Source organism: Micromonospora maritima, from assembly GCF_902825405.1.
GTDB lineage: Bacteria > Actinomycetota > Actinomycetes > Mycobacteriales > Micromonosporaceae > Micromonospora > Micromonospora maritima.
In genome coordinates this window covers 1-8,819 of sequence record NZ_CADEAU010000216.1, presented here as the reverse complement: position 1 = coordinate 8,819, position 8,819 = coordinate 1, and the positions used below count along the sequence as shown (strand labels likewise).

The window sequence follows — 8,819 nt, the reverse complement described above, 5'->3', positions numbered from 1 at the left end:
CCCGCGTCGCGGTCGGCGTCCGCCGGCCGCGCCACCGCCGCCACCTTCTCCAGATCCCCGGGTACGCCGACGAGCGTGCCGCCCGGCACCGGGCGCAGCCCGCCGTCGACGAGCAGGGCGGCCTGCCCCACGGTCGGGTGCACGATCGAGGCGTCCAGGTCGAGCCGGCGGGCCAGGGTGACCGCGGCGGACTCGCCGCCGGCCGGGTCCCGCATCAGGAACGACTCGGCCCCGAACTCGACCGGGCCGCCGGCCAGCTCACCGGTGCGCAGCTTGCCGCCGAGGCGGCCGGACTGCTCGTACACGGTGATCTCGGTGCCGGTGGGCGCGCGGTCGCGCAACCGGACGGCGGCGGCCAGCCCGGTGATCCCGCCACCGACGATCGCCACCCGCCACGGTCGCGCCACGGCTCCTCCTAGCGGGCCGGTCGCGCGGTCAGCTCGTGCACCAGCGCGACCACCCGGGTCAGCACGTCGGGGTCGGTCTCCGGCAGGACGCCGTGGCCGAGGTTGAACACGTGGCCGGGAGCGGCCCGGCCCTGCTCGACGATGCGCCGCACCTCGGCCTCCACCACCGGCCACGGGGCGAGCAGCACGGTCGGGTCGAGGTTGCCCTGCACCGCCTTGTCCGGCCCGATCCGGCGGGTGGCCACGTCCAGCGGCGTACGCCAGTCGACGCCGACCACGTCGGCGCCGGCCTCGCCCATCGCGCCGAGCAGCTCGCCGGTGCCCACCCCGAAGTGGATCCGCGGCACCCCGGCGTTCTCCAGCCCGCCGAGCACGTACGTCGAGTGCGGCAGCACGAAGCGGCGGTAGTCGGCCTCGGACAGCGCGCCGGCCCAGGAGTCGAAGAGCTGCACCGCGGAGACGCCGGCGTCGATCTGGACCCGCAGGAACGACAGCGTCACCTCGGCCAGCCGGGCGCAGAGCGCGTGCCACAGCTCCGGATCGCCGTACATCAGCGCCTTGGTCTTCGCGTGGGTGCGCGACGGCCCGCCCTCGACCAGGTAGCTGGCCAGCGTGAACGGCGCGCCGGCGAAGCCGATCAGCGGGGTGTCGCCCAGCTCGGCGACGAGCTGCCGGACCGCCTCGTCCACGTAGGACACCTCGTCGCGGCCGATCGGGGAGATCCGCTCGACGTCGGCGGCGGTCCGCACCGGCTCGGCCACCACCGGGCCGGTGCCGGGCACGATGTCCAGGTCGATCCCGGCCGCCGCCACCGGCACCACGATGTCGCTGAACAGGATCGCCGCGTCCACGCCGTGCCGGCGGACCGGCTGGAGCGTGATCTCGGTGACCAGCTCGGGGCGGCGGCACGACTCCAGCATCGGCACGGTGGCCCGGATCTCCCGGTACTCCGGCAGCGACCGGCCGGCCTGGCGCATGAACCAGACCGGGGTGTGCGGGCCCGGTTCGCGCCGGCAGGCGCGGACGAAGGGCGAGTCGGCCGGCCCGCCGCGGCGGGGTTCTCCGTCTCGGGCGGCAGTGCCCGTGGTGTCGGTGGTCATCGCGGCAATCGTGCCACGCGCCCGGTCGGCGCCCACGCTCACCGTCCGCATTTGTGACGTAGAAGGAAGGGCCCCCTGTTAACGCCTCCGGTAGAGGAGGGGACCCCGCTTAACACCCGGGCCCGCGACGCGCCCGGCGCGCCGTCACCCACCGCACGGCGGAGGCGGCATAGGCTGCCGGCATGGCCCCCCCGATCGCGCTCCCGGAAACGTTCGCTCGCGCGGTCGCGGGGCTGCGGTCGGCGACACCCCGCCCGGAGATCGTGCTGGAGGAGGTCGGGGCCCCGCAGCGGCTGGCCCCGTACGCGTTCGCGCTCTCCGCCGCGGTCCTGCGCGACGACGACGAGGTGGCCACCGGCCGGCTGATCCTGCTGCACGACCCGGCCGGGCACGAGGCGTGGCAGGGCACGCTGCGGCTGGTCACCTACGTGACCGCCGAGCTGGAGGTCGACCTGGCCAGCGATCCGCTGCTGCCGGGCGTGGGCTGGACCTGGCTGACCGACGCGCTGGACGCGCAGGGCGCCGGGCACCGGGCGATCGGCGGCACGGTCACCCAGACGCTCTCCACCCGGTTCGGCGAGCTGGCCGGACCGCCGGCCGCCGGCGACATCGAGATCCGCGCGTCCTGGACGCCGCTGCGCGCCGACCTCGGCCCCCACCTGCTCGGCTGGTGCACGTTGCTGGCCTCGACCGCCGGCCTCCCCCCGCCCGGCGTCACCGCGCTGCCGACCCGCCGCGCCGGCGCCGCCTGACCACGTCGACCATGAGGTTGACGGCCGCTCCGAGCCTCCGGAACGCCGCCAACCTCATGATCGACCGGGTGGAGCAGGGTCAGAGGTAGTTCTCGGCCTCGTCGCAGACCTTGTCCAGGCCCTTGTTGGCCGCCTCGAAGCCCGCCTTGTCGCCGCGCGACGCCGCCGTGATGGCGGTGGTCAGCTTGTCCAGGCAGTTGGCGATGACCTTCTTCTGCCGGGCCTGCTCGTCCCGGTCGTTCTTGGTGCCGGTGAGGTCCTGCTCGGTGTCGGCGAGGCGCTCCTGCACCGTCTTGAGGTCACCCTTGAGCTTCTCGATCTCCTGCTGGTTGGCCGTGATCGTGCCGTCGCGCTGGCTGACCTGCCGCTCGGCCTTGTCCAGCTTGCCGTTGGTGGTGACGTAGAGGCCGGTCATCACGCCGCCGAGGACGAGGAGCAGGCCGGCGACGATCCCCAGGATCAGCGCCGTCCGTCCCCGGCCCCCGCCGGCCGGCGCGGGTCGGACCGCCTGGTCACGGTCGGGCCCGGGGGCGGTGCGGGCGGCGCTGGTCACGGCCTCGACCATATCGGCCGCACCCGCCGGGGTACGCCGGGCGGCGGCGCAGCCGCTACGGTGAGATCTGCACCGGGCGTGTCGGCGCCGGTGTCACCCGCCCGGGTGGTGGAACGGCAGACACGGCCGCCTTAAAAGCGGCTGCCGCAAGGCGTGCGGGTTCGACCCCCGCCCCGGGCACGAACTCTCAGCTTTCCCACAGCTTGGCGCGATGTGCCGGGTTGTCGTCCCGTCTACCCTGGAGTAGCACGTCTACGTGCGATCGACCTCTGAGGGAGGCCTGAGAAGTGAAGACCTCGAACCCGGTGCTCGCCCGGCTCGGCCAGGCGGCCGAGCGTGAGCGGGCGGCCGGGTACGCCCAGCCCGGGCCGTACGGTCAGCCCGGATACCCCCAGCAGTACCCGCCGCAGCAGCCCTACCCGGGTGGCTACGGCCAGCCGGTGGCTCCGCCCGCCGTGACCCCGATGACCCTCGACGACGTCGTCGTCAAGACGGTCCTCATGCTGGCCCTCCTCGGGGCCTCGGCCGCCGCGGCCTGGGTGCTCGTGCCGGACGCGCTGGTCGGCGTGGCCTGGATCGGCGCGGCCGTGGTCGGCCTGGTGCTGGGCCTGGTCATCTCGTTCTCCCGGATGGCCAACCCGGCGCTCGTGGTGGCGTACTCGATCATCGAGGGCGTCTTCGTCGGCATGGTCAGCAAGGCGTTCGAGACGCTCTACGCCGGCATCGTGCTCCAGGCGGTGGTGGCGACCTTCGGCGTCTTCTTCCTGATGGCGATCATCTACAAGGCGCGGATCATCCGGGCCACCCCGAAGTTCGCCCGGATCATGGTGGCGGTGATCGCCGGCCTGTTCGGTGTGATGCTCGTCAACCTGGTGCTGTCGCTGTTCGGCGTCAACACGCACCTGCGCGACGGCAGCCCGCTGGCCATCGGCTTCAGCCTGGTCTGCATCGTGGTGGCGTCGTTGAGCTTCGTGCTCAACTTCGCGGAGATCGAGGAGGGGGTCCGGATGGGCCTCCCGCAGCGCTACGCCTGGACCGCCGCGTTCGGCATCGTGGTCGGCCTGGTCTGGCTCTACATCGAGATCCTGCGCCTGCTCAGCTACTTCCAGGGCGACGACTGACCGTCCCGCCCTCCCCGCGACGCCCGCCTGCCGCTCCCGCGGCGGCGGGCGTCGCCGTTTTCCCGTCCCCACCGGCCCGCCCGGGGCAGAGTGGGATCCGGGTACGTCGGCGGGAGGAGGCCACGGTGCGCAGTGCCAACCCGGTGCTCGACCGGCTGGACGACGTCGGCCGCGCCGAGCGGCAGGTGCTCGGCGTCGACGCCGGCGATGCGATGACCGTGGCCGACGTGGTCGCCCGGACGGTCGGCCTGTTGCTGCTCACCGGTGTCACGGCGGCGGTGGCCTGGTTCGTGGTGCCCCAGGCCGCGTGGATCTCGGCGGCGCTGGCCGGCAGCGCCCTGGCCAGCCTCGCCCTGGTGCTCGTCATCTCGCTGAAGCAGATCACGAACCCGCCGCTCATCATCGGGTACGCGCTGCTCCAGGGGCTGCTGCTCGGGGTGGCGAGCCGGGCGTTCGAGCTGGTCTACCCGGGCATCGTGGCGCAGGCCGTGGTCGGCACGTTCGGGGTCTTCCTCGGCATGGCCCTGCTCTACCGGGCGCGGCTGATCCGGGCCACCCCGCGCCTGGCCCGCCTGGTCGTCGGCACGCTCATCGGGATCGTGGCCCTCGGCCTGGTCAACCTGCTCGCCTACCTGTTCACCGGGCGACAGGGGGTGGCGGTCTACAGCCTCAGCGACCGGGTGGGCTGGCTGCCGTACGTCTTCTCGGTGGTGGCGATCATCGCCGGCGCGCTCGGCTTCGTCCTCGACTTCGACCTGGTGGAACGGTCCGTCGGCAACCGGCTGCCCCGCCGCTATGCCTGGTACTGCGCGTTCGGGCTGCTGGTCGGCCTGATCTTCCTGTACTGGCAGATCCTCCGCCTGCTCAGCTACGTGCGTCGCTGATCGTAGACTTGGGGGCGATGAGCGCAGCGGAGCTGGACCGGGCGGTGGCGCTGCTGGTCCGACAGGTCGGGCACTGGCAGCAGCCGCGCTGGTCGGCGCAGGCCGAGGCGGGCAACGTGTCCCGGGCCGACCTGGTGCACAAGCTCGTCCAGGAGATCGCCAACCTGGCCGCCGACGCCGCCGGTGAGCCGCGTCGCGACGTGCCCCGGCTCCCCAGCGACCTGGCCCTGCCCGACCAGCTCCGGGTGGTCGCCGCCGACCTGGCCCTGGCCGGGCCGCCCGAGCGCGTGCTGGGCGACGCCGCCGCCGCGGTGGCCCGCACCCGCGCCACACTCTGATCGCCGTTCCGGGTGACCCGGCGCGCTTGCCGGACGGTCACCGAGAAGCGGGAGCGCCTCCTCCCGCGCCGGCTCTGCACCGGACCCGGTCATCCCCGCAGCCAGCGGCGGACCCTACGCCGTCGGGCCCGGTCCCGCGCCCGGATCACCGCCGGCCGGTCGTGCCCGGCGGCCTCGGCCTGCCGGGCGTGCAGCAGGCCGTAGGTGAACGTGTTCTCGCCCTCGGCGTACGCCTGGAGGGCCTGCCGCCGCAGCACCTCCCGGGTCACCACCGAGTCCTGGTGCGTGCCGAGCAGATCCTGGAGCGCCTTGAGCCGCTTGACCAGCCGGGCGGCCGGCTTGCCCACGGCGGGCTCGCGGACCTCGACCGCGTACCGGGCGGCCTTGTACTTCTTGCGCGCCTCGTGCAGCGCGACGTCGCCGGCCGGCCCGGCGACGGCCAGCGCCGCGTCCAACCGGTCGTCGGCGCGGCGCAGGACCCGGCGGATCCGACGGTCCACCCATCGGCGGTCGACCTCGCCGGCCGGGCTCTCGACCAGCCGGTCCAGCCGGGCCAGCAGCTCGGGGTAGCGGTCGGAGTCCAGGGCCGCCCGCAGCGCGGCGGTCGACCGGGCCAGCTCGGCGGCGAACCGTTCGCCGACGCGCGCGGGGACCGGGCCGAGCACCAGCTCGTCCGGGAGGTCGTGCACCGCCGTGTCGAGCCGGGCCGCCATCACCTGGACGTCGCGCACCCGGCCCAGCTCACCGCCGAGCCAGCGCAGCTCGGCACGGACCGCCTCGCTCTTCCGCCGGTCCCAGAGGCCACGGAAGGTGCGCAGCGTGGCCCGCAGCCGGCGGACCGCCACCCGCATGTCGTGGACCGCGTCCTCGTCGCCCTGGTACGCCGCCGCGTGGTTGCCCACCAACGCGTCCCGCTGCTCCCGGGCGTACCCGAGGACCGGTCCGGCCGCGCCGTCCGGCACGCGGTCGTCGAAGCGGGCGAGCCGCGCGGCAACAGCGCGGTGGGACTTGCTGACCGGCACCTCCCGGGCGCCGGCCGCGCGCAACCGTTCCGCCACCGCGTCGAGCAGCCCGTCGTCGCCGTCGACCAGCTCGACCTCGATCTCGTGCCAGGTCTGCGCGGTGCCGTCCACCAGGTCCTCGGCCCGCACGTCGTCCTCGGCCACCTCGGCCAGCACCCGGCCGTCCGCGTCCTGAAGACGCCGCTCCCGGCGGTGGTTGACCACCCGGGCGGCCGGGGCGACCGGCCGGCCCCGGGACGCGCCCCGGATCAGCGCGACCAGCTCGGCGGGCGGGCCGGCGTCGGACTCCCCGGCCGGGAACTGGTGTTCGACCCGGGCGCCGCCGACCGCGCCCACCTTGAGGTGCCAGCCGGCGTCGTGCCCGCCGGTACGCCGTCGCAGCGCGTGCCCGCTGCGGAGCAGCCGCAGGTCGTCGGTGTCCCAGTAGACCGCGTCCAGATCCGAGACGGTGGCGTCGGACATGGTCACGACGCCACCGCACCCGGTCAGGTCGGGCAACCGGAAACCCTCGTCGCCGGAGTACTTGCGCTCGCGTTCCACGACGGTCGCCATGCGGCCTCCCGTACCCGGCCCGCCCTCCGGCGAACCGGACTCAGCTCAGTCGTTCGAGCACCATCGCCATGCCCTGGCCGCCGCCGACGCACATGGTCTCCAGACCGATGGTCTTGTCGTGCCACTCCAGCGCGTTGAGCAGGGTGCCGGTGATCCGGGCGCCGGTCATGCCGAACGGGTGGCCGACGGCGATCGCGCCGCCCATCACGTTCAGCTTCTCCTCCGGGATGCCCAGCTGCCGGTACGAGGGGATCACCTGGGCGGCGAACGCCTCGTTTATCTCGACCAGGTCGACGTCGTCGACGGTCATGCCGGCCCGCCGGAGCGCCTGCTTCGACGCCTCGACCGGGCCCAGCCCCATGATCTCCGGGGAGAGCGCGGTGACGCCCGTGGAGACGACCCGGGCCAGCGGGGTGAGCCCCAGCTCGGACGCCCGCTCGGCGCTCATGATCACCACGGCGGCGGCGCCGTCGTTCAACGGGCAGCAGTTGCCGGCGGTGATCCGGCCGTCCGGGCGGAACACCGGCTTCAGGCCGGACACGGCCTCCAGGGTCACCCCGGGACGCGGGCCGTCGTCGGTGCCGACCACAGTGCCGTCCGGCGTGGTCACGGGGGTGATCTCCCGGGCCCAGAAGCCGTCCGCGATCGCCTTCTCGGCCAGGTTCTGGCTGCGGACGCCGAACGCGTCCATGTCCTCGCGGGTCACGTCGTACACCTGGGCCAGGTTCTCCGCGGTCTGACCCATGGTCAGGTAGATGTCGGGCAGCTGGCCGGCTTCCCGCGGGTCGGTCCACACCTCGGCGCCGGCCTGGGCGCGGGCCTGCGACCGCTCGCGCGCCTCGGCGAAGCGCGGGTTCTCCCAACCGCCGCCGACAAGCGCCTGCGCCTCCGGGGGCAGGGTGTCGGAGTTGCCCCGGGCGTACCGGGAGACCATCTCCACGCCGGCGGAGACGAACACGTCGCCCTCGCCGGCCCGGATCGCGTGCATCGCCATCCGGGTGGTCTGGAGCGAGGAGGCGCAGTAGCGGGTCAGCGTGGCGCCGGGCAGGCCGTCCAGACCCAGCAGGGTGGCGACCACCCGGGCCATGTTGAAGCCCTGCTCGCCGCCGGGCAGGCCGCACCCCAGGTAGAGATCGTCGATGGTGGTGGGATCGAGCGCCAGGACCTTGTCGAGGGCGGCCTGGACGATGGTGGCGGCGAGGTCGTCCGGGCGGACCTCCCGCAGGGAACCCTTGAACGCGCGGCCGATGGGGGACCGGGCGGTGGCGACGATGACGGCGTCGCGGGGCGACTCAATCGGCATGAACCAACGTTAACCCGCGGGTAACTTGCGGTGGAAGCCGCGCGGTGGGCGGGAAATGTCACCCCGCCGGCGGGCGGCGGTGGTGCCGGAACGCGACCGCCGCGGCGGCCTCGACCGCCGGGAGCAGCGCGTGCGCCCAGACCCGGTAGCCGTCGGCGGACGGGTGGAAGCCGTCGTGGCAGAGCGTGCCGGCATCGGCCCGGAACACCGGACCGGTCTCGGTGCCCAGATCCACCACGGTGCCCCCGGCGTCCAGCACGGCGGAGGTCTGGGCGCGGGCCATCCGCCGCCCGGACCAGCCGAGCACCTGGCGCAGCGGGGCCGCGACGGCGCGTACCGCGCCGAGGTCGGGACAGGTGCCCACGACGACCTCGACGTGCGCCTCGCGCAGCCGGCGTACGGCCGAGCCGAGATAGGCCGCCGCGTCGGCCGGGCGGGCCAGCGCGGTGGCGTCGTTCGCGCCGATCAGGACCACCGCCACGTCGGGACGCTCACCGAGCAGGGCCCGGGCCACCTGGGTGGCCAGGTCGGTGGCGCGGGAGCCGGAGACCCCGACACTGGACAGGTGCACGCGGCGGCCGGTCGGCCCCTCGGCGAGCAGGTGGGCGAGCTGACCGCCGATGGTCTCCTCGAAGCGGTCGACCCCCACGCCGAGCGCCGACGAGTCGCCGAGCAGCACCAGCCGCAGCGGCGGCGCCTCGGCCCGGCCGACCGTGGCGCGCAGCACCAGCCCCAGCTCGGGCTGGGCGTATTCGCGGGTGCGGGCGGCGATCGCCTGGCCGGCGAG

The 8,819-nt window shown here is 74.4% G+C and carries 10 protein-coding genes and 1 tRNA gene; 5 read left to right on the top strand and 6 right to left on the bottom strand.

Features of this window, described 5'->3' with window-relative positions:
- Both HUW36_RS19040 and hemE read right to left on the bottom strand, forming a co-directional pair.
- Positions 1-407: FAD-dependent oxidoreductase (locus tag HUW36_RS19040; RefSeq protein WP_174529410.1), on the bottom strand; the 407-nt coding region annotated here is incomplete at its 3' end.
- 8 nt (positions 408-415) lie between these two features.
- A complete protein-coding gene (gene hemE, locus HUW36_RS19035) occupies positions 416-1,507 on the bottom strand; it encodes a uroporphyrinogen decarboxylase (protein WP_174529409.1) in 1,092 nt (363 codons plus the stop codon).
- Between the two features lie 182 nt (positions 1,508-1,689).
- Here hemE and HUW36_RS19030 point away from each other — a divergent pair, with 182 nt between their 5' ends.
- On the top strand, positions 1,690-2,259 hold the full coding sequence (locus HUW36_RS19030; protein ID WP_174529408.1) for a DUF3000 domain-containing protein: 570 nt from the start codon (positions 1,690-1,692) through the stop codon (positions 2,257-2,259).
- Between the two features lie 79 nt (positions 2,260-2,338).
- Here the strand turns inward: HUW36_RS19030 and HUW36_RS19025 are convergent, their stop codons facing one another.
- Positions 2,339-2,812, bottom strand: coding sequence for a hypothetical protein (locus tag HUW36_RS19025; protein ID WP_246248223.1), 474 nt, complete (start codon positions 2,810-2,812; stop codon positions 2,339-2,341).
- 99 nt (positions 2,813-2,911) lie between these two features.
- On the opposite strand from HUW36_RS19025, the gene HUW36_RS19020 reads away from it, so the two are divergent.
- The 4 genes from HUW36_RS19020 to HUW36_RS19005 all read left to right on the top strand — a co-directional run bounded on the left by HUW36_RS19020 (position 2,912) and on the right by HUW36_RS19005 (position 5,155).
- Positions 2,912-2,992, top strand: a tRNA-Leu gene (locus HUW36_RS19020).
- Positions 2,993-3,099: 107 nt separating this feature from the next.
- A complete protein-coding gene (locus HUW36_RS19015) occupies positions 3,100-3,933 on the top strand; it encodes a Bax inhibitor-1/YccA family protein (RefSeq protein ID WP_174529407.1) in 834 nt (277 codons plus the stop codon).
- Positions 3,934-4,058: 125 nt separating this feature from the next.
- Positions 4,059-4,817: a Bax inhibitor-1/YccA family protein gene (locus tag HUW36_RS19010; RefSeq protein WP_174529406.1), complete on the top strand. Its 759-nt coding sequence runs from the start codon at positions 4,059-4,061 to the stop codon at positions 4,815-4,817.
- 17 nt (positions 4,818-4,834) lie between these two features.
- Entirely contained in the window at positions 4,835-5,155 is a 321-nt protein-coding gene (locus HUW36_RS19005; RefSeq protein ID WP_174529405.1) for a hypothetical protein, read from the top strand.
- A gap of 89 nt (positions 5,156-5,244) precedes the next feature.
- Here the strand turns inward: HUW36_RS19005 and HUW36_RS19000 are convergent, their stop codons facing one another.
- The 3 genes from HUW36_RS19000 to HUW36_RS18990 all read right to left on the bottom strand — a co-directional run.
- On the bottom strand, positions 5,245-6,729 hold the full coding sequence (locus tag HUW36_RS19000) for a CYTH and CHAD domain-containing protein (RefSeq protein ID WP_174529404.1): 1,485 nt from the start codon (positions 6,727-6,729) through the stop codon (positions 5,245-5,247).
- Between the two features lie 40 nt (positions 6,730-6,769).
- Positions 6,770-8,032 carry an acetyl-CoA C-acetyltransferase gene (locus HUW36_RS18995; RefSeq protein ID WP_174529403.1) on the bottom strand — a complete coding sequence of 421 codons (1,263 nt, stop codon included), beginning with the start codon at positions 8,030-8,032 and terminating at the stop codon, positions 6,770-6,772.
- Between the two features lie 58 nt (positions 8,033-8,090).
- Positions 8,091-8,819 (bottom strand): SGNH/GDSL hydrolase family protein (locus tag HUW36_RS18990; RefSeq protein ID WP_174529402.1); only part of this gene is annotated, 729 nt, incomplete at its 5' end.